This window comes from Psychrobacillus sp. INOP01 (assembly GCF_018140925.1).
Taxonomy (GTDB): Bacteria; Bacillota; Bacilli; order Bacillales_A; family Planococcaceae; genus Psychrobacillus.
Genome location: NZ_CP073315.1, coordinates 3,438,413 through 3,458,256, shown reverse-complemented (window position 1 = coordinate 3,458,256; position 19,844 = coordinate 3,438,413). Strand labels below are relative to the sequence as shown.

Here is a 19,844-nt window from a genome sequence, read left to right as displayed (position 1 = left end):
AACCCTGTCTATGTAAAAAGACACCTTTGGATTATCCAAAGGTGTGTAGATTATTAAATTCCTTTAATCGTTTTCGGATCAATTAAATCATACCCTTTTGCACGAAGACCCTCAACAATACCTCGTAATGCCTCTGCAGTCCATTCACGATCATGCATTAATAAATTTGCGCCATCTGTCAAATATTCAGTGTTCAACATAATATTAGTCAAACTTTCAGCATCTCGATATTGTTTTTCCCAATCATATCCGTATGTCCAATTCATTAAAAGCATTCCTTCTTGTAGGACAAGAGACTTACTGAAATCTGTATTAACTCCAAATGGTGCACGGAAAAATTTAGGCTTTTCTCCAATTACTGCTTCTACTGTTTCATTTACTTTTAAAATTTCTTCCTTTTGCTGTTCTTCAGAGCTTTCCTTTAAATTAGCATGTGTTTGTGTGTGATTACCGATAGAGAATCCCATATCGTATATAGCCTTTAAGTTAGTCTTTTCTTCATCTGTATCTATAAAATGTCCATTCACGAAAAAGATAGCCGGGGCATTTAATTCTTTCAACGTTTTTGCCATTTCTACTGCATATTTTTCAGGTGCATCATCGATGGTAAGTAAAACTGCTTTTGGATTTGCATCTTCAATTGGCTGGAATGTCCAGTTTGCCTCGTTTAATTCGTATAGGGGTTCAGGCTCCTTAATGGTTACCTCCTCCTCTACTGCCTCATCCACTTCTTCTACTACAGGCTCTTGAGATACTGGTGTTGTCTCTTCCGTTTCTTTTTCTACTTCAGGTTTTTCATCTGCAACGCTACATGCAGAAAGTCCAAGTAACATAACTGCTGGTATTATCCAAGTTGTAAGTTTCAATCTAATCACCCTGTCCCTTCCTCTATATTTTAACAGTGGAATGAGATGGATAGTAGGGTATATCCTTACTACTTTTACTCTCCTAATCACAAACATATAGGTCATTAAATCCATAAATACTGAAAATGAGTATTTGAGACAATATTATTTCCGACAGTTTTTCTCTTCACAAGGGAATGATGGTATGGAGCGTAATAGTCAACTATAATTTCATTAATAAATATAGCAATTTAATAATAAACACACTAAGAATAATTTCCTTAGTGTGTTTTAGAAGACTGATATTGTTCCGAGACGATGAAATCGTCTTCCAGTAGAACATAAGGATGTGTTTCCATCAAACTTGTTTTGAGGTAATCTGGTAATTTCTCACCATCGTATGCACATATCAATGGAAAGGCAAGCAGATTTACAGCTTCATCTACAATTTCCTCTAAATCTTTTATGAGATGCAATGGCTCTTCCATAGTAGCCCACTCAACATGAGCCCAAGCTCGGAAAGAGATTTTGTTTTCCACATAAGGCTGAACCGTTTTACTAAAGTAATCCGCGATTGAAGGAGGATGATAACTACCACTCGACCAATAGAAATCGAGACTATTTACATAGTGAACTAACTCTAATTGATCTACCGTAAAACGTGTGCTTAATTCTTTTTGAATAATAGGATAAAGACGAGAATTCTCAATAAGAATCACGTAATCACCAGCTGCAACACCATCTTCTATATAACTCAAAATCTGAATAATGTAATTTTCTATTCCACGGTACTTATACAGAATATGAAGATGAACATCTTTGTTATTTTCAAACACCTCGTGCATTTTGCTTTTTACTTCACTTTTAACAATCTCATTCGAGATTTCGTCCACATTTATCACCCCCTTTTTTTAAAATTCGACAGATATCTCTATAATTCCTTCGTTAACGAACAAACTCAAGAAAACTAAATAACATTTTCTTTGTTGCCACTTAAGAGCTAAATTCCATTCATATAAAAAAAATAGACTTGTCGCAAAAAGCGAACAAGTCTATTTTTTAACCCTAGAGGGAAATTATTTAGAAAGAATATGAATCGGGTGACCCATAACTACTTCTGCAGCTTCCATAGCAATTTCACCTAATGTTGGGTGAGCATGAATAGTCATTGCAATATCTTCTACAGTCATTCCTGCTTCGATAGCTAAACCAAGTTCAGCGATCATATCTGAAGCACCTTGACCAACGATTTGCGCTCCAAGTAATAAACCATCTTCTTTACGAGAAACAAGTTTAACAAAACCATCTGTAGCATTTAGAGCTAGTGCACGACCGTTAGCTCCGAATGGGAATTTCCCAGCAGCAACGTCATACCCTTGTTCTTTTGCTTGTGCTTCGTTAAGACCAACTGTAGCCATCTCAGGATCTGTGAAGCAAACAGCAGGAATTGCTAAGTAATCCACAACAGATGTCTGACCAGCGATTGCTTCTGCAGCTACTTTTCCTTCATAAGAGGCTTTATGAGCAAGTTGAGGACCAGCAACAATATCACCAATTGCATAAATATTAGATATGTTTGTACGACACTGTTTGTCTACTTCTAATAATCCGCGCTCAGCAAATTTAAGACCAATTTCTTCTAGACCCATTTCATCAGTATTTGGACGACGACCTACAGTAACTAAAACGTAATCAGCTTCGACTTTTTTCTCTTCTCCGCCAACTTCATAAGTTACTACTACGCCAGTATCTGACTCTTCCACACCTTTTGCAGATGCTTTAACTGCTATTTCAACGCCTTTTTTCTTCAAGCCTTTTTTAACAATTGTTGTCATTTGTTTTTCGAAGCCAGCTAGAATATCGTCGCCACCTTCAACAATAGTAACTTTTGAACCTAAGTTAGCAAAAGCAGAACCTAGTTCCGTACCAATGTATCCTCCACCAATTACAACTAAGTTCTCTGGAATTTCAGGTAAGCTTAATGCACTCGTAGAGTTTAATACACGTTTAGAGTATTTAAAAGTTGGAATTTCTACAGGACGAGATCCTGTTGCAATAATTGCATTTTTAAATGTATATGTTTGCGCAGATTTTTCGTCCATTACACGAACAGTGTTAGCATCAACGAAATAAGCTTCGCCCATAACTACTTCCACATTGTTTCCTTTTAACAATCCAGAAACTCCGCTAGTTAGTTTTTTAACTACACTGTCTTTAAAAGCTTGCGATTTAGAAAAATCAATTTTTACATCTGTAGCTGTAATTCCCATATCATCAGCGTGTTTCGCTTGTTCAAAACGGTGACCAACAGAGATTAATGCTTTAGAAGGAATACATCCCACGTTTAAGCAAACTCCTCCGATATGTTCTTTTTCCACAACTACAACTTTTTGTCCTGTTTGTGCTGCGCGAATAGCTGCAACATATCCTCCAGGGCCTGAACCTATTACAAGTGTATCTGTTTCGATTGGGAAATCTCCTACTACCATTTTTTACGCCTCCATTAATAATAATTCTGGACTGCTAAGCAAACGCTTCATATGATTCAACGCATGTTGAGCAGTCGCACCATCGATCATTCGATGATCAAAGCTCAATGATAATGCTAACACAGGTGCAGCCACAATTTCACTATTTTTTATTACAGGTTTCTCTGAAATTCGACCAATACCTAAAATAGCAACTTCTGGATGATTGATAACTGGAGTGAACCATTGCCCGCCCGCTGATCCAATATTTGTGATAGAACAAGAAGCGCCCTTCATTTCGGCAGCAGCAAGTTTACCATCACGTGCTTTTCCTGCAAGTGCATTGATTTCATCCGAGATTGCAAAAACAGACTTGCGATCAGCATTTTTGATAACTGGAACTAATAATCCTTTATCCGTATCTGCTGCGATACCTATATTGAAGTAATGTTTTTGGATTACTTCGTTTGTATCATCATCATAAGATGTGTTTAACGCAGGGAATTCTCTAAGTGTACTTACTAAAGCTTTTACTACATAAGGTAAGTAAGTTAACTTGATATTTTTTTCTGCAGCAATTTCTTTGAATTTTTTACGATGTGCAACAAGTTCAGTTACATCTACTTCATCCATCAATGTAACATGTGGAGCTGTATGTTTGGAATGTACCATAGCTTTAGCAATTGCTTTGCGCATCGGTGAAAGTTTTTCTCTTGTTTCAGGGAATTCACCTTCAAAAGTTACTGGCGGAGCAGATTTTTTAGCCGTTTTTTCAACTTGTGCTTCAGTAGTTGTTTCAGCTTTTTCTTCTACTGCTGAAGACTGATCTCCGGATAAGAAAGCTTCAATATCTTCTTTTAAAACTCGACCATTTTTACCAGAACCAGTCACATCCGCAATGCTCACTTCGTTTTCACGTGCAAACTTACGAACAGAAGGCATAGCAATAACGCGTGTATCACCTTTTGGTTGTTCTTTAGGTGCTGTGTTAGAGTTTTTAGTAGAATTTACTTTTTTGTCAGAAGTCTCTACTTTTTCTTTGTCTACTGCTTGACCATCTTCTGCAGTTGCTTGAACTTGTGCTTCTGTCTTTTCTTCTGCTTTTTCCTCATCACTATGATCGCCTTTAAATTTAAGGTCTTCATAACCAGGTGCATCAAGCTTAACTAGCACATCTCCAACAATAGCTACTGTTCCTTCACTTACAAGAACTTCCGTAACTTTCCCTTTTACAGGAGAAGGAATTTCAACAACGGCCTTATCATTTTGTACTTCACATAAAATATCGTCCTCTTGTACCTCATCGCCAACTTTTACAAACCACTTAACAATTTCACCTTCATGTATACCCTCACCGATATCTGGTAATCGAAATTCAAATGACAATGTATTCACCCTTTCTATAACAGATTTTATATTAGAACGTTAGGACTTTTTTAGCTGTTTCTACTATATCCTTAGAACTTGGTAACCAAACTGTTTCCGCTTGAGAGAACGGGAAAACAGTATCTGGAGCAGTTACACGTAGTACAGGAGCTTCTAAACTTAAAATAGCACGTTCTGTAATTTCCGCTACAACGTTTGCTGCAATACCAGCTTGTTTCTGCGCTTCTTGAACAACCATTGCACGATTCGTTTTTTCTACAGAGGCAATAATTGTTTCAATATCTAACGGCTGCACTGTACGCAAATCGATTACTTCTACAGAATGTCCTTCTTTTTGAAGTTCTTCTGCAGCTTTTAAGCTTTCATGTACCATCGCACCGTAAGAGATAATTGTTAAATCCGATCCTTCACGTTTAACATCCGCTTTACCAAGAGGAATTGTATATTCTTCTTCAGGCACTTCGCCACGGAATGAACGATATAATTTCATATGCTCCAAATAAATTACTGGATCATTATCACGAATTGCAGAGATTAATAGCCCTTTTGCATCGTATGGAGTAGAAGGAATAACAACTTTCACACCAGGTGTTGAAGTCATAAGAAGCTCTAAACTATCTGCGTGCATTTCTGGTGTATGAACACCGCCACCAAATGGAGAACGGATAGTTACAGGTGCATTAAATGCCCCACCAGTACGGAAACGCATACGAGCTAGCTGACCAGCTATAGAATCCATAACCTCAAAAACGAATCCAAAGAATTGAATTTCTGGAACAGGACGGAACCCTTGTAATGATAGACCTACTGCAAGACCACCAATACCTGACTCTGCAAGTGGTGTATCAAACACACGATCTTCTCCGAATTCTTTCTGTAATCCTTCTGTTGCACGGAAAACCCCGCCGTTAACGCCTACGTCTTCACCGAAGACTAGAACGTTTTCATCATTTTTAAGCTCAGTACGGAGTGCGTCCGTAATTGCTTGAATCATCGTCATTTGTGCCATCGGTTACTTCGACTCCTTCTCTGTGTAGTAAGCTAATTGCTCATCTAAGTTATATGGATTTTCTTCATACATAATATTGATGAGGTCAGTTACTTTTTGTTTTGGTGCTGCATCTGCTTTTTTAACTGCTTCTTTAATTTCTTCTTTAGCTTTTTCAATTACTTCTGCTTCTTTTTCTTCATTCCAAATACCTTTTGTTTCTAGATATTTGCGGAAACGAACTAATGGATCTTTCTTTTCCCATTCAGAATCAGTTTCTGAAGTACGGTAACGAGTCGGGTCATCCCCTGCCATTGTGTGTGGACCGTAACGGTAACATACAGTTTCGATCAGACTAGGTCCTTCTCCTTTAATAGCACGTTCTCTAGCATCTTTCGTAGCCGCATAAACAGCAAGTGGATCCATGCCATCTACTACAACACTCGGAATACCAGCAGCAATACCTTTTTGAGCTATTGTTTTTGCAGATGTTTGTAGTTCACGAGGTGTTGAAATCGCAAATTGATTGTTTTGAACGATAAACACTGCCGGTACTCGGAAAGCCCCAGCAAAGTTAATACCTTCATAGAAATCCCCTTGAGATGATCCACCGTCACCAGTATAGGTGATAGTAATTGCTTTTTTACCACGTTTTTGCATACCAAGAGCTACTCCAGCTGCTTGGATAAATTGGGCACCGATAATGATTTGAGGTGGAAAAACATTTACACCTTCAGGAATTTGGTTCCCCATAAAATGCCCACGTGAGAATAGGAACGCTTGCCACAAAGGTAAGCCGTGCCAAACAATTTGAGGTACATCACGATAACCAGGTAAGATAAAATCTTCTTTTTCTAGCGCATACTGAGATGCTAGTTGTGATGCTTCTTGACCTGCCGTTGGAGCATAGAAACCTAAACGTCCTTGTCTGTTTAAAGAAATAGAACGTTGATCTAAGATACGTGTATAAACCATACGACTCATCAACTCTACTAATTCCTCGTCTGATAAGTTAGGATTTGCTTGTTCGTTAACAATTTCCCCATCTTCGTTTAAAATCTGAAACATTTCAAACTTTTCTTCAATTTCGTGAAGCGTTTTCATAGGGTCTAACTGCGCTGGATTGTTTGCAGCCATTATTACATCTCTCCTTTTCTTCTGTATTAAAATTTTCATTTAAATATAGTAGTACAACAATATTTCCTTTTTAGTATACTCAAGAATAAATCTGGGGTCAATCATATGAAATAAACGAATTTAATTGTCGGAACATTGAAATTTTCGTAATCTGTATCACTCTTAAATTATGTCTGTACTATATCAGATTACTATGATTATATAAAAAAGCAGCTCTGTGTAGAGCTGCTTTTTTATTTTTCTTCTTTCTGTAAAGAAGTTAATACTTCTTCTTTTACTTCATTTACCCTTACAGTTGCATCATTAAACTTTTGGACAGATTGTTGAACTAATTCATTATACTTATTTACTTCTTGAACCTGTTCTTGTATTGCAGTAACATCTGCAGATTCATCGATTAACATATTATATAAATCTTGTTGCATTGTAGCCAACTCATTATAGTTAATCGTCACTTCTTCATACGCTGTAATACGGTCTTTCAATGAAGTTTCCATTTCTTTTAGACTTTCTTTTTCAGAAACATCTTTTGTATCAGTAATAAGTGTACTAATTTGTTTGATGCCGTCTGAAGTAGAGTTTATAGAGGCAGCTTCCTTCTCTACTAAATCTAATCTAGTTGCTAATAGAGTTGCAGTATCTTCAACCATTTTAGTAAGTTCTTCTTTTTGATCCTTGGTCAGTTCCATCATCTGTTGAAAGTTTGCTTGTTCTTTTGATTCAGTTTCAGCTAACTCTTCTTGCACATCTCTATAATCGGCTTCTGAATCATAAATTTCTGTTAAGATGTTTGATAGCTTTTGTTCTGTTGACTCACCAAAATTACAGCCAGCGAGTAGTAATATACTGCTGAAGATGAGTATATATTTGCTTATTTTCATCATGTAACCCCCTATACCCATTCAACTATAATTGTATTAACTATTAAATTCAACTGACAAAAAGGCTGTTTTTTGTTTAGTAAATGGTCAAATTTCGCTATAATAGATATATGAACATTGAAAGGACGATTAAAATGATTCTAATGAATAATATTGTCAGAGATGGACATCCATCTTTACGAAAAAAAACCGAGGAATTAACTTTCCCCTTATCAGAAGAAGAGCTAACTCTAGCAAACGATTTACTGGAATATGTCATTAACAGTCAAGATGATGAAATGGTAGAGAAATACAAAATACGTCCAGGAATTGGTATTGCTGCTCCACAGGTAAATGCTAACAAAAGAATGTTCGCACTTCATTTAGAAGATGAAAACAATGAAGAAGTTAGCTTTGTGGCAGTCAATCCCAAAATAATTAGTCACTCTGTGGAAAAAACCTATATTTCTGCTGGAGAGGGTTGTTTGTCTGTAGATGAAGTAATTGAAGGATATGTGCCAAGATACGCACGTATTACTGCAACAGGATTTTTCCCAGATGGAACTCCCTTCAAGAAACGATTAAAAGGATTAGCAGCAATTGCTTTCCAGCATGAGCTAGATCATCTAAATGGCATCATGTTTTATGACCATATTAATAATGAGAATCCGTACGCTCCTATTCCGGATTCTGTTCCATATGATCGTTCTTAAGTTAAACGCCAGTCCTACAATTGTAGGACTGGCGTTTTGCCTGTTATATTGCGATTCATCGTATCGAACTTGCGTTTTGAACAGATTATATTGCAATTCGAAGCTTTGAATTTGCGATTTATATCAATACTTCATTGTTGTAGGTCTATTAATCTTGGCATGGCAGATAATGCACCGGACTTAGTAGCGCAGATTCCGCCTAGTTTATTGCCAAACGCGATATATCTAATCCAAGCTTCTTTTGTTGAGGGGTGACCATCCAAATAAATTTTAGAAAGAATACCTGCAACAAAAGCATCTCCAGCTCCAGTGGTATCAATCGGAATTACTTTTTCCACTGGAACATGTACCGCTTCCCCGTTAATCACTGCATAGGTACCTTCAGCGCCAATTGTAATAAGTAATACCTCGATATTATACTGCTGTAGGTAAGTGACTCCTTCTTCTATTGTTGTCGTTTTCGTTAAAAAGAATAACTCTTCCTCGGTCAACTTCAATATATCTACAAAATCAAAGAAAGAACATATCGTTTCCCTACAAATCTCTTCACTCTTCCAGCGTAATGGTCTGATATTAGCATCGAAGGATATAAGAACATTCGATTTTTTCATACTCTCTACAATTTTTCTTGTAGTCGCAAGAGCAGTCGGATGAAAAAGTGTTCCAGAACAGAAATGAAAGACAGATGTCTGATGAATTGCCTCGCTTTTAATAGAGGAAAAGTCTACTTGGATGTCAGGCGTCGCATCTACATAACGTTCAAAATGACGTTCATTATTTTCCAAAAGATGCACGTAAACTCCACTTACCTCTTTTTCTGGCACTATCTGTGAAAAGGATAAATCAACCCCTTCAGAAATCAATTCATTTCTAACAAATTCAGAGGTTTCATTTTCTCCTGTTACAGTTATAAACGAGGATGCTGCACCGAGACGGGCAACACCTGCGGCAACATTAACCGTAGCCCCGCCTAAAAACTTTGAAAATCGACTATTGCTCTGATCCTCCGCAATATAATCGACAAACGCATCCCCATATATGAGGACAAACTTTTTGGACATCTAGTAAACTCCTTTAGATTAAACTTAATTTTTTCATTGCGTTGGATAATCCGCTCTCTGATACATGATCCGTAACAAAGGTAGCGTGTTCTCTTAACTCTTCGACACAGTTCCCCATAGCGACACTTGTCCCAGCGAATTGAAGCATTTCTATATCATTTAAACCGTCTCCGAAAGCAACTGCATCCTCCGGCCCTCTACCAATATGCTTCAATAATAGATCCATTCCTTTAGCTTTTGAAATGCCTTTCGGAAGGACATCACAGGAAACACGATGCCAACGGACGAATTTCAAGTTAGGAAAAGCTTGTTCATATTCCTTTTGCTCTTCCAAGTTGCAAAAGATTAACGCTTGATGAATATCATTTGTTAAAAAGAAATCTTCTACATAACGCGGAATGTTTATCTTCAATGTAGAAATACTATCAAATACATCTTGGTGATCTGGGAAATTAGAAACCATCTCATCACTATCCATATAAACTAGTGGTTGATTCTTTACGTTCGCAAAATCCGTTAACCGCTTCAGCTCTTGCCTCTCAATAATTCCCTTATGTAGTATTTCTCCTTTAAACTGAACAATTTGCCCATTATAACAAACAAAAGAATCTACCTTTAATTGATCTAACACAGATTGAGCAGTAAAAGGTGAGCGTCCAGTCGAAATGACAATTTCATGTCCGTTATCTCTAGCTTTTTGTAGTGATTCCTCTACCCCATCCGGAATATTTTTGTCGTGATCTAAAATAGTTCCATCAATATCAAAAAATAAAATTTTATTTTTCATAAAAATCCTCCATTCTAAGATACAAATTATTTGACTTTTCTGTCTTAATCCTTTACACATTTCTTCCTTGAGTATATAATACTCTATAAGGAGTGAATAGCCATGTTGAAACGCCTGAAAAGGAAATTGTTGAGACGGCTCGGTGGAATGCTCAGAAACAAAACGATCGCTTAAAAATAAAACTTCAATCCGGGTGTTCTTCATCCCCCCGGATTGTTAGTTTAATCAATCAAGCGTTTACGGACAGTTAACGCGGGATAAATACTTTTGCCCTCTTAAAATGGAGGGCTTTTCTTTATTTTAAATAAGTGTCGTGATAATATAAAGAGAATTGATTTATTTTGAACGTGAAAAAGGAGAGTATAAAATGATTTTTAAAGTTTATTATCAAGAGAATGTTCTAGAAGTGCCAGTTCGCGAAAACACACAATGTTTATATGTAGAGGCTGAAAGTGAGCGCGAAGTTCGTGCCCTTTTAATAGACCGCAAATACAATATCGAATTAATTCAGTTGCTTGAAGGTAATCATTTAGAGTACGAACAAGCTAGCGAAAATTATAAAGTAGAGAAGATTTAACATATGAAATTTGTAAAAAATGACCAAACTGCAGTTTTCGCCCTCGGCGGACTAGGCGAAATCGGCAAAAACACATATGGTGTTCAATTTCAAGATGAAATTATTTTAATCGATGCTGGTATTAAATTTCCAGAGGATGACTTACTAGGTATTGATTATGTAATTCCTGATTACACTTATTTAGTAAAAAATGTTGATAAGATTAAAGGATTATTTATAACACATGGTCATGAAGATCATATTGGTGGTATTCCTTATCTATTGAAACAAATTAATGTACCAGTTTACGGTGGAAAGCTAGCACTTGGTTTATTACGAAATAAATTAGAAGAGCACGGCTTACTTCGTCAAACAAAAATGATTGTTATTCAAGAAGAAGATGTTATTAAATTTAGAAAAACTTCCGTAAGTTTCTACCGTACAACACATAGTATTCCAGATGCGTTTGGTATTGTTGTAAAAACTCCACCAGGTAATATTGTACACACTGGTGACTTTAAGTTTGACTTTACTCCTGTTGGAGAACCAGCTAATTTAACAAAAATGGCTGAGATTGGTCGTGATGGAGTTTTATGCTTACTATCAGATAGTACAAATGCCGAAATTCCTAACTTTACAATGTCTGAGCGTAAAGTTGGAGAAAGCATGGATTCTATTTTCCGTAAAGTAGACGGTCGTATTATCTTTGCTACTTTTGCATCTAATATTCATAGACTTCAACAAGTAACAGATGCGGCTGTTCTACATGGTCGTAAAATTGCTGTATTTGGTCGAAGCATGGACAATGCTATGACGATTGGTCGTGAACTTGGCTATATTACTGCTCCTAAAGAAACGTTTGTGGATGCAAGTGCATTGAATCGATTACCGGCAAATGAGGTACTGATCCTTTGTACAGGTAGTCAAGGTGAACCGATGGCAGCATTATCGCGTATCGCTAACGGTACACACCGACAAATTCAAATTCAACCTGGAGATACAGTAGTATTTTCTTCTTCTCCTATCCCTGGAAATAGAGCAAGTGTCAATCGTACGATTAATCTTCTATTCCGAGCTGGAGCAGAAGTAATCCACGGTTCATTAAATAATATTCATACTTCTGGTCATGGCTCACAAGAAGAGAATAAGCTTATGCTTCGCCTTATGAAGCCGAAGTTCTTTATGCCGATTCATGGAGAATATCGTATGTTGAAAATTCATACAGAGTTAGCCGTTGATTGTGATGTAGATCCGGATAATACATTCATTATGGAAAACGGAGAAGTACTTGCCTTAAGTGCCAATGAAGCACATGTCGCTGGTCGAATCCCTTCTGGTGATATTTATATCGACGGAAGTGGAATTGGTGATATTGGTAATATTGTCCTTCGTGATCGCCGTATTTTATCAGAAGAAGGTTTGGTCATTGTTGTTGTAAGTGCTGATATGGAGAAGAAAAAAATCGTATCAGGTCCTGATATTATTTCACGAGGATTCGTTTATATGCGTGAATCAGGAACAATGATTAATGAGGCTCAACAAATGTTAAACAAACATTTAAGATACACTATTCAAGGTAAAGAAACAGAGTGGGCAGAATTGAAAAATGAAATTACGGATGTACTAAGTCCATATTTATATGAAAAGACGAAACGACGTCCAATGATACTTCCAATTATTATGGAAGTCTAAGTAAATAGCTAACAAAAGAAATACCCTTCGATTCAGGTAGAATCGAAGGGTATTTCTTTTTATTAATTCGGTCTGTTCTCTTAAGATAGAACTTTCTTTTCAAAACGATTGATGTCCACGTCTGCTCCAATAATGATTAGAACATCATTTAGTATTAGTTTTTCATCCGCTTGTGGAGAAACAATAATATTATTTCCACGTTTGACCGCTACAATATTAATGCCATATCGTGCTCGGATATCTAAGTCAATAAGCGATTTACTTGCTATTTTCTCATTCACTCTTATTTCCATAATAGAATGCTCATCTGAAAGCTCAAGGTAGTCTAATACATTATTAGACAAGATATTGTTGGCGATCCGAATACCCATATCTCTTTCGGGATGTACTACCTGGTCTGCCCCGATCTTTCGTAGCACTTTTTCGTGGTAGTCATTTTGTGCTTTCACAGTGATTTTCTTAACACCTATTTCTTTTAGCATTAAGGTTGTCAAAATACTCGATTGAATATCATCACCAATAGCAACAATAACATGTTCGAAATTTCGAATACCTAGTGATTTCAGCACAGCTTCGTCTGTTGTATCAGCTACTACTGCTTGCGTTGCGATAGTGGCATACTCATCCACTCGCTCTGATGCTATATCAATTGCCATAACATCCGCTCCTTGGTCAATAAGCTCTCTTACAATACTACCGCCGAATCTTCCTAAACCGACTACAACAAATTCTTTGTGCATTCTAATGCCCCCTACATATCTAGTGCATTAAGTTTACCACATCCATTCCGTTTATTGATACGAAATCAATATGATATTATTTGTTCTCATTCATCAGTAAAAGTAGTCTTTTTTCTAACATCATCATTCCTGCTTCTCCCAATTGTATATGACGTAATAATCCCTTTTTATCAAACAAATAAAAAGATGGAACTATTCGATTTTGAAATTGTTTAGTCACTATCAATTCGTGGTCTAAATAAATGGAATCTTCCATCTGTCCCTTTTGAATTGCATCTTGAATGCGTTTCTCCTGTAAGTCCTCTTTAGATCTTGGCATATGAATACCGATAACGTGGAACATTTTCCCATATTTTACTTTCCACTGTCGAATGTAATTATAAGCTCCTCCACATAATGGACAGCTTACTGACCAAAAGTAAACGAGAACAGGCTTTTCCCCTATTAACTTTTCATTGTTTATACGTCCATTTATCCATTTTGCATCTGTTGGAAATGATGGTATTTTAGTACGTAACTTCACTACGTATATCCCTTCTTTCTATAAGCATTCATTAGTATATGCGTTCGCAAAAAATAGCGTATATTCAACTACCTAAAAAAATTTTGAAATTCATCAAATAAATTGTTAAAGTAAACTTTAAGTTGTGTTAAAATAAACTTTGTTTCAAAATATGTTATTTTATTTCCGAAGGAGCCTAAAAATATGCAAATTGGGAAAAAAATAAAAAGGTTACGATTAAAGAAAGGTCTTACACAAGAAGAATTAGGAGAAAGAACAGACTTAAGCAAGGGTTTTATCTCTCAATTAGAAAGAGATATAAACTCTCCTTCTATAGAAACACTATTTTCAATTCTGAATGTTCTCGGCTCCAAGCCAAAAGACTTTTTTGATGATGAACAATATCGCACGAAAGTGGTTTATCCAATAAAAGAACAGACCATTTACTTGGATGAAGAAAAAAAGTACAAGCTCCACTGGCTGATTTCAGAATCCAATGAAAATGAAATGGAACCAGTGTTGGTTTCACTGGATATAGGGGGACAATTTAAACAATTTGAGCCTTCTCTTTCCCAAACTTTCATCTACGTGCTACAAGGAAAAGTGACCCTAACACTAGGTAAGCAAAACTATATTGCAACGGCGGGTGAATCCCTTTATTTTGAAGCATCTGACAATCATCTTCTAGAAAATGCAGCAGAAGAAATTGCAAAGGTAATCTACGTCGTTACTAATTCTTATTTGTAAGAAATTTTGATATATAACAATGGAGGTAAATTATGTCTGATAATACTATTATTCGTTTTGAGAATGTTTCAAAATCATATGACGCAGAAACAACAGTATTGAATAACATCAACTTGGAACTAGAGCGCGGGAAATTTTACACGTTGCTTGGTCCATCGGGTTGTGGAAAAACAACTATTTTACGTTTAATTGCAGGATTTATGCAGCCCACAAGTGGGAGCATTTATTTTAATGGTAAAGTTATCAATAACGTCCCTGCCAACGAGCGACAAGTAAATACAGTATTTCAGGACTATGCTTTGTTTCCGCATTTAAATGTATTTGAAAATGTAGCATTCGGTCTTCGAATTAAAAAACTTGGCAAAAAAGAAATTGATCAAAAAGTTATAGAAGCATTGAAATTTGTTAACTTAGTAGGTTACGAAAAAAGAGAGATTGCTGAAATGTCAGGTGGACAAAGACAACGTGTAGCAATCGCACGTGCAATTGTAAATGACCCTGAAATCATTCTTTTGGATGAGCCTCTTTCTGCATTAGATTTAAAATTACGTTCAGAGATGCAATATGAGCTACGTGAGCTTCAACAAAGACTTGGCAAAACATTTATTTTTGTAACACACGACCAAGAAGAAGCATTGGCAATGTCTGATGAAATCTTTGTTTTAAATGAAGGTGAGATTGAGCAAAGTGGTACCCCAATGGATATTTACGATGAGCCGATTAATCGTTATGTAGCTGATTTTATTGGGGAGTCTAATATTGTTTCTGGCACAATGGTCGCAGATTTCCGAGTAAAAATTGGTGGGAAAGAGTTTGAATGTGTGGACCAAGGACTTAATCCAAACGAAAAAGTAGACATTGTCATTCGTCCAGAGGACTTAGAAATAACAGCTGTCGAAAAAGGGAAAATGAAGGTAAAAGTAGATACTCAATTATTTAGAGGAGTTCACTATGAGCTTTCTACATACGATGACGAAGGAAATGAGTGGCTTGTACACTCAACAAAAAAAGCAGACGTTGGAGAGTTTATTGGCTTAGATTTTGATCCGGAGGCTATTCACGTTATGCGTTTAAATGAAACAGAAGAAGAATTTGATAAACGTCTCGAGTCTTATGGAGAAGACGCATATGCAAACTAAAACTACAAAAGCGTTTTATTTAATACCATATTATGTATGGATTGTGTTATTTGTTGTAGCTCCAATTGCATTAATTGCATATTATTCCTTCTTCGATTTAAGTGGAAATTTCACTTTAGACAATTATTTAAACTTTTTTACGTCTGTTTACTTAAAGCTAACACTTAGTTCGTTTTGGTATGCTTTTCTAATAACATTCTTCACTTTACTTATTGCATATCCAACAGCATATTTGCTCACAAAAACGAGACATAAACAATTATGGCTTCTGTTGATCATCATTCCCTCTTGGATCAATTTGTTATTAAAGACTTACGCATTTATCGGAATTTTCGGCTTGTATGGTCCAGTGAATGCATTTTTAAATGTATTTGGGTTTGGGGAAACACAAATTTTATTCACAGATTTTAGTTTCGTCTTTGTAGCTGTATATATATTTATCCCATTTATGATCTTACCTATTTTTAACTCTTTGGATAAATTAAATCCATCCTTAATAGATGCCAGTCGAGATTTAGGTGCATCAAGCTGGACTACTTTTTCAAAGGTTATTTTACCCTTAACTATCAATGGTGTTAAAGCAGGGATTCAAGCTGTATTTATCCCTTCCCTATCGTTGTTCATGATTACTCGCTTAATCGCGGGGAATAAAGTAATTACTTTAGGTACAGCTATTGAACAGCAATTCTTGGTTACGCAAAACTGGGGAATGGGATCCACTATCGCAGTTTTCTTAATCATATTTATGGTAATTATTATGATCATTACTGGTCAACGTGATAAGGGGGCCACTTCAAATGGAAAAAACAAGTAAGTCAGCGAAGTTTTACTTAGCCCTTGTGTTTATCGTATTATATACACCAATTCTTTACTTGATTTTTTACTCTTTTAATAGTGGTGGCAGCATGAATAGCTTTGAATCATTCACTTGGGAACATTACGCCGCTGTATTTTCAGACACCCGCCTAATTATGATTCTTATAAACACAGTAATTGTAGCCTTACTTTCGGCATTAATTGCAACAATTATTGGTGTTTTCGGTTCGATCGGTATTGTATTTATGAGAAATAAATCACTACGTAGATCTATCCTTTCTTTAAATAATGTTTTAATCGTAAGTCCAGACGTTGTAATTGGTGCATCTTTCTTAATCCTATTTACTGCCATTGGGGTAAAACTTGGATTTGCATCCGTACTAATATCACATATTGCATTTAGTATTCCTATTGTAGTATTAATGGTATTACCAAAGCTACAAGAGATGAATAGCACGCTAATAGATGCAGCAGCAGATCTTGGAGCAACAAAGCGTGATATTTTGACTCGCGTTATTATCCCATTTATTAAGCCTGGGATTTTTGCTGGATTTTTTATGGCATTAACATATTCATTAGACGATTTCGCGGTTACATTTTTTGTAACAGGAAATGGCTTTAGCACACTTTCAGTCGAAATTTACTCTATGGCAAGAACGGGTATTACGTTAACTATTAATGCTTTATCTGGAATCGTCTTTATCGTGACACTTCTTCTCGTTGTTGGTTATTATTTTGTTAGCCAACGTGGGAAAAACCCTGTCGGAATGGGGGTTCGAAAATGAAAGAAATAACAAGAGCAGCTATAGCAATAGTTATAGTTTGTATTATTTTGTTTGGTGTTAACAAATATTTAAATCAAAGCTCCGGAAATGCTAGTAGTGATACATTGACTATCTTTAACTGGGGTGAATATATTGATCCAGAGTTAATCACTCAATTTGAGGAAGAATCGGGTTTCCGAGTCGTATATGAAACGTTTGACTCCAATGAAGCAATGATGACAAAAATTGAACAGGGTGGCACATCTTATGATATTGCGGTACCTTCAGAGTATGCTATTGAAAAGATGAAAGAAAAAGATTTATTGCTAGAAATTGATCATTCAAAGATTCCGAATTTGAGCAATATGGATCCATACTTTTTAGATTTAGCATTCGACCCAAAAAATAAATACTCTATTCCTTATTTCTGGGGAACAGTTGGTGTTGTATATAATCCTACCCTACTAGATGGACAAACTTTTGAAAGCTGGGATACACTTTGGGATCCTTCCTTAGAAGGTAAAGTGTTACTAGTAGATGGTGCCCGCGAAATCATCGGAATGGGATTAAACAGCCTTGGCTATTCCCTTAACTCTACAGATGAAAAAGAATTACAAGAAGCTACAGCTAAACTGAAGGAATTAACCCCAAATGTAAAAGCAATCATTGGGGATGAAGTAACTCCATTAATGATTAATGAAGAAGCTTCTGTAGCTATAACCTTCTCCGGGCAAGCAGCTGATATGATGTGGGAAAACGAAGATTTAGATTATGCAGTTCCTCAAGAAGGCTCTAATTTATGGTTTGATAATATGGTTATTCCTAAAACGGCTGCAAATGTCGAAGGGGCTCATGAGTTTATCAACTTTATGTTAGATGCGGAAGTTGCTGCACAAAATGCAGATTATGTTGGATATTCGATACCAAATGCTGCAGCAGTTGAGTTAATGGATGAAGAAGTTACTTCTGATGAACGATTCTATCCTCCAGAAGAGGCTAGAGAAAACCTAGAAGTGTACAAAAATTTAGGACTGGAAATGCTCGGTAAATATAACGAGCTGTTTTTAGAGTTTAAAATGAGTGCTAACTAAACTGGTGAGTCGTCGCTTAGACGGCTCATTTTCTTCGTCTTCAAAAATCATATAATTCGTTACACGAAAGTTTTTATTCTTTGAAGAATATGGTAGAATCGATAGATGCGTAAAAGTATTTATAGAAAGCAGGAATTTTATGGCGAAGAAAACTAACAACTCTGCATTATATATTTTAATGTTTAATATGTTTATTGCAATGTCTGGTATAGGATTAGTAATTCCAGTTATGCCTCAATATTTAGAAACATTTGGAGTGGCAGGTCAGGCACTCGGGTTTATCATTGCTTCCTTTGCATTTGGACAGTTTTTATTTTCACCACTAGCTGGTGATCTATCTGATACATTAGGAAGAAAAAAACTCATCATTGTAGGACTGATCATCTTCTCAGCCTCTCAATTATGGTTTGGGCTAGCTACTCATGAATGGATGTTGTACACCGCGCGATTTATTAGTGGTATAGGAGGAGCTTTTTTAATTCCAGCGACTATGGCATTTGTTGCAGATATAACCACACTAGAAGAACGTGGAAAAGGAATGGGCTTCTTAGGGGCATCCATGTCTTTAGGATTTATGATTGGACCAGCAATAGGAGGGTTTTTAGCAAAAGTAAGTTTAACTTTCCCATTTTATATGGCTTCAATAGTAGCAGTAATTGCAGCTATAATTTCAGTCATTATCCTACCCGATATTAAAAATGCAGTTTCTGAAATTCCGCCGGAACCTAAAAAACGTGAAAATATATTAACACAAATGAAAAATTCAGTGAAGACACCTTACTTTATGATGTTAATTATTATATTTGTTTTCACTTTTGGTATAGCAAATTTCCAAACGACATTTTCATTGTATGTAGATCATAAGTATAATTACACTCCGCAAGATATAGCTGTTGTTTTAACAGTTGGAGGATTTATCGGTGTCATTGTGCAAACGTTAGTAGTTGAGAAACTATTTAAACGTTTTGGTGAATTAAATGTTATCTTGGTCAATCTAGTTGTTGCTGCTATAGCATTTCTATTATTCTTCATCGTAGACGGTTTCGCTCTAGTATTACTTGTTGCATCGATTTTCTCTACTGCTACTACGCTCATTCGTCCAGCAGTTAATACTGTTATATCTAAATTGGCAGGAAATGAGCAAGGCTTTGCTGCCGGTATGAATAATGCCTATATGAGTTTAGGAAGTATGATTGGACCAGCACTTGCAGGAATGTTTTTTGATATCAATATTAATTATCCATTTATTGTAGGATCTATCATTTTATTAGGTTCTTGGGCAATCACACTTATTTGGATTAAGAGAAAAAAACCAGTACTTGAATAGAAAAAGATTACTGCAACGCGGCATAAGAGTTCTTCTATTGTAAAAAAAGTACGAGTAACCTTAAAGGTCAAAACTTGATTCTATTGTTTACGGTGTGCTTTGAATAGACTTTTTGCTATAGTATTACCGACTGATTTTTTAAAGGTGCTAGTCGTGACGTCAGTCACGACTAGCACCTCTTTTTCTCGGTAATCTTATAGCGTTTGTCTGTCCTATCGCCCTCCT

General features: G+C 36.2%; 20 protein-coding genes. 9 read left to right on the top strand and 11 right to left on the bottom strand.

Annotation, left to right across the window (positions count from 1 at the left end; translation table 11 throughout):
* Positions 1–53: 53 nt before the first annotated feature.
* The 7 genes from KD050_RS16870 to KD050_RS16840 all read right to left on the bottom strand — a co-directional run bounded on the left by KD050_RS16870 (position 54) and on the right by KD050_RS16840 (position 7,705).
* Positions 54–866 carry a polysaccharide deacetylase family protein gene (locus tag KD050_RS16870; RefSeq protein ID WP_370627237.1) on the bottom strand — a complete coding sequence of 271 codons (813 nt, stop codon included), beginning with the start codon at positions 864–866 and terminating at the stop codon, positions 54–56.
* Positions 867–1,126: 260 nt separating this feature from the next.
* Complete coding sequence (locus KD050_RS16865; protein ID WP_370627127.1) at positions 1,127–1,738, bottom strand: MEDS domain-containing protein; 612 nt, start codon at positions 1,736–1,738, stop codon at positions 1,127–1,129.
* 183 nt (positions 1,739–1,921) lie between these two features.
* Positions 1,922–3,334 (bottom strand): dihydrolipoyl dehydrogenase, encoded by a 1,413-nt coding sequence (lpdA, locus tag KD050_RS16860; protein ID WP_211893489.1) that lies wholly within the window; start codon positions 3,332–3,334, stop codon positions 1,922–1,924.
* A 3-nt stretch (positions 3,335–3,337) separates the two neighbouring features.
* A complete protein-coding gene (locus tag KD050_RS16855; protein WP_211893488.1) occupies positions 3,338–4,699 on the bottom strand; it encodes a dihydrolipoamide acetyltransferase family protein in 1,362 nt (453 codons plus the stop codon).
* Positions 4,700–4,730: 31 nt separating this feature from the next.
* On the bottom strand, positions 4,731–5,708 hold the full coding sequence (locus KD050_RS16850) for an alpha-ketoacid dehydrogenase subunit beta (RefSeq protein WP_211893487.1): 978 nt from the start codon (positions 5,706–5,708) through the stop codon (positions 4,731–4,733).
* A 3-nt stretch (positions 5,709–5,711) separates the two neighbouring features.
* A complete protein-coding gene (pdhA, locus tag KD050_RS16845; protein ID WP_211893486.1) occupies positions 5,712–6,824 on the bottom strand; it encodes a pyruvate dehydrogenase (acetyl-transferring) E1 component subunit alpha in 1,113 nt (370 codons plus the stop codon).
* Between the two features lie 233 nt (positions 6,825–7,057).
* The gene (locus KD050_RS16840) at positions 7,058–7,705 is read right to left on the bottom strand and encodes a YkyA family protein (RefSeq protein ID WP_211893485.1); all 648 of its coding nucleotides are present in this window, start codon (positions 7,703–7,705) and stop codon (positions 7,058–7,060) included.
* Positions 7,706–7,839: 134 nt separating this feature from the next.
* Here KD050_RS16840 and def point away from each other — a divergent pair, with 134 nt between their 5' ends.
* On the top strand, positions 7,840–8,397 hold the full coding sequence (gene def / locus KD050_RS16835) for a peptide deformylase (RefSeq protein WP_211893484.1): 558 nt from the start codon (positions 7,840–7,842) through the stop codon (positions 8,395–8,397).
* Positions 8,398–8,528: 131 nt separating this feature from the next.
* Here the strand turns inward: def and KD050_RS16830 are convergent, their stop codons facing one another.
* Both KD050_RS16830 and KD050_RS16825 read right to left on the bottom strand, forming a co-directional pair.
* Complete coding sequence (locus KD050_RS16830) at positions 8,529–9,458, bottom strand: carbohydrate kinase family protein (RefSeq protein WP_211893483.1); 930 nt, start codon at positions 9,456–9,458, stop codon at positions 8,529–8,531.
* Positions 9,459–9,471: 13 nt separating this feature from the next.
* Positions 9,472–10,245, bottom strand: coding sequence for a Cof-type HAD-IIB family hydrolase (locus KD050_RS16825; protein WP_211893482.1), 774 nt, complete (start codon positions 10,243–10,245; stop codon positions 9,472–9,474).
* A 367-nt stretch (positions 10,246–10,612) separates the two neighbouring features.
* On the opposite strand from KD050_RS16825, the gene KD050_RS16820 reads away from it, so the two are divergent.
* Positions 10,613–10,822 (top strand): DNA-dependent RNA polymerase subunit epsilon, encoded by a 210-nt coding sequence (locus tag KD050_RS16820; protein ID WP_211893481.1) that lies wholly within the window; start codon positions 10,613–10,615, stop codon positions 10,820–10,822.
* Positions 10,823–10,825: 3 nt separating this feature from the next.
* The gene (rnjA, locus tag KD050_RS16815) at positions 10,826–12,493 is read left to right on the top strand and encodes a ribonuclease J1 (RefSeq protein ID WP_211893480.1); all 1,668 of its coding nucleotides are present in this window, start codon (positions 10,826–10,828) and stop codon (positions 12,491–12,493) included.
* A gap of 80 nt (positions 12,494–12,573) precedes the next feature.
* Here the strand turns inward: rnjA and KD050_RS16810 are convergent, their stop codons facing one another.
* Together KD050_RS16810 and KD050_RS16805 are read right to left on the bottom strand one after the other, a co-directional pair.
* Complete coding sequence (locus tag KD050_RS16810) at positions 12,574–13,233, bottom strand: potassium channel family protein (RefSeq protein WP_211893479.1); 660 nt, start codon at positions 13,231–13,233, stop codon at positions 12,574–12,576.
* A gap of 76 nt (positions 13,234–13,309) precedes the next feature.
* Positions 13,310–13,756, bottom strand: coding sequence for a TlpA family protein disulfide reductase (locus KD050_RS16805; RefSeq protein ID WP_211893478.1), 447 nt, complete (start codon positions 13,754–13,756; stop codon positions 13,310–13,312).
* A 183-nt stretch (positions 13,757–13,939) separates the two neighbouring features.
* On the opposite strand from KD050_RS16805, the gene KD050_RS16800 reads away from it, so the two are divergent.
* The 6 genes from KD050_RS16800 (at position 13,940) to KD050_RS16775 (ending at position 19,619) form a co-directional block, all read left to right on the top strand.
* Positions 13,940–14,482, top strand: a complete 543-nt coding sequence (locus KD050_RS16800; protein ID WP_211893477.1) for a helix-turn-helix domain-containing protein — start codon at positions 13,940–13,942, stop codon at positions 14,480–14,482.
* A 32-nt stretch (positions 14,483–14,514) separates the two neighbouring features.
* Positions 14,515–15,621 carry an ABC transporter ATP-binding protein gene (locus KD050_RS16795; RefSeq protein WP_211893476.1) on the top strand — a complete coding sequence of 369 codons (1,107 nt, stop codon included), beginning with the start codon at positions 14,515–14,517 and terminating at the stop codon, positions 15,619–15,621.
* Positions 15,611–16,435, top strand: a complete 825-nt coding sequence (locus tag KD050_RS16790) for an ABC transporter permease (RefSeq protein WP_211893475.1) — start codon at positions 15,611–15,613, stop codon at positions 16,433–16,435. Before KD050_RS16795 ends, KD050_RS16790 begins: the two co-directional genes overlap by 11 nt.
* Positions 16,419–17,222: an ABC transporter permease gene (locus KD050_RS16785; protein WP_211893474.1), complete on the top strand. Its 804-nt coding sequence runs from the start codon at positions 16,419–16,421 to the stop codon at positions 17,220–17,222. Before KD050_RS16790 ends, KD050_RS16785 begins: the two co-directional genes overlap by 17 nt.
* Positions 17,219–18,292, top strand: coding sequence for an ABC transporter substrate-binding protein (locus KD050_RS16780; RefSeq protein ID WP_211893473.1), 1,074 nt, complete (start codon positions 17,219–17,221; stop codon positions 18,290–18,292). The genes KD050_RS16785 and KD050_RS16780 overlap by 4 nt, the downstream gene beginning before the upstream one ends.
* 139 nt (positions 18,293–18,431) lie before the next feature.
* The gene (locus KD050_RS16775) at positions 18,432–19,619 is read left to right on the top strand and encodes an MFS transporter (protein ID WP_211893472.1); all 1,188 of its coding nucleotides are present in this window, start codon (positions 18,432–18,434) and stop codon (positions 19,617–19,619) included.
* Positions 19,620–19,844: the final 225 nt, after the last annotated feature.